The organism is Solimonas variicoloris DSM 15731 (genome assembly GCF_000382285.1).
In the GTDB taxonomy this organism is placed as follows: domain Bacteria; phylum Pseudomonadota; class Gammaproteobacteria; order Nevskiales; family Nevskiaceae; genus Solimonas; species Solimonas variicoloris.
Window position 1 is genome coordinate 1 of record NZ_KB907972.1, and the last position, 1,018, is coordinate 1,018.

The 1,018-nt window shown below is 61.8% G+C and carries 2 protein-coding genes; both read left to right on the plus strand.

Going from position 1 to position 1,018, the window contains the following annotated elements; translation table 11 throughout:
• Nucleotides 1-223: 223 nt before the first annotated feature.
• Nucleotides 224-814: a recombinase family protein gene (locus tag H149_RS0119170; protein WP_020651377.1), complete on the plus strand. Its 591-nt coding sequence runs from the start codon at nucleotides 224-226 to the stop codon at nucleotides 812-814.
• A 4-nt stretch (nucleotides 815-818) separates the two neighbouring features.
• Nucleotides 819-1,018 (plus strand): DUF4158 domain-containing protein (locus tag H149_RS22980; RefSeq protein ID WP_020651378.1); only part of this gene is annotated, 200 nt, incomplete at its 3' end.

Here is a 1,018-nt window from a genome sequence, read left to right on the forward strand (position 1 = left end):
CCACTTAATACTAACAAAGTATATACGTCGTCTTTACTAAGCGCTACTCACAGAACGCTGCAAGGCGGGCCTGCGCTATGCCAAGACCTGTCGGAAAACATTTGATTGTCGACAAATCTTCAACAGCCCTCTGCACCAAGCTCCGAGTGGCCGCAAAATTGTGCGGAAAACTGTGTCGCCAGACGCTACCATGCGGAAACCGCGTCTTGATGGTTTTCCGCTTATGTTAGTAGGTTACATGCGCGTGTCGTCAGATTCCGACCGGCAGAGCACGGACTTGCAGCGCGACGCGCTGCTCGCCGCCGGCGTCGATCCGCGTCACCTGTTCGAGGATTACGCCTCCGGCGCGAAGGACGACCGCGCCGGCTTGGTGCAGGCGCTCGAATTCGTCAGGCCCGGCGACGTACTGGTCGTGTGGAAGCTCGACCGGCTCGGCCGATCGCTGTCGCACCTACTCACCATCGTGACCTCGCTCAAGGACAAGCGGGTGGCGTTCCGCTCGCTGACGGAGAATCTGGACACCACCACGCCATCGGGCGAGTTTCTATTCCAGGTGTTCGGCGCGCTCGCGCAGTACGAGCGCGCCTTGATCCAGGAGCGTGTCGTTGCCGGCCTGGCTGCTGCCCGCAAACGTGGCCGGATCGGTGGGCGGCCGCAGGCAATCACCGGCGAGAAGCTGGATGCCATTATCGCCGCGCTCGAAGGTGGCATGTCCAAGGCAGCCGTGTGCCGCAACTTCGGCGTGAAGCGGACCACCTTGATCGAAACTCTGACGCGGGCCGGCTGGCCCGCGTCAGTGCCCCCAGGAGCGTAGCGGTATGGCGGACGGCGGCGGCAGTAAGGAAGATCAGTGGGTATTGGCGCCAGCCGAACGCGAACTGGTGATGACCAAAAACCGGGCGAACCGGTTGGGCTTTGCCATCCTGCTGACCTTCTTCCGTGATCGCGGCCGTTTTCCGCGCGACGAAACCGAAGTCGAGGTACAGGGCATAGCCGCGCTCGCCAAACAACTCGACGC

Coding starts and splice junctions, on each gene's coding strand:
- H149_RS0119170 (WP_020651377.1), top strand. CDS start 224: ATGTTAGTAGGTTACATGCGCGTGTCGTCAGATTCCGACCGGCAGAGC.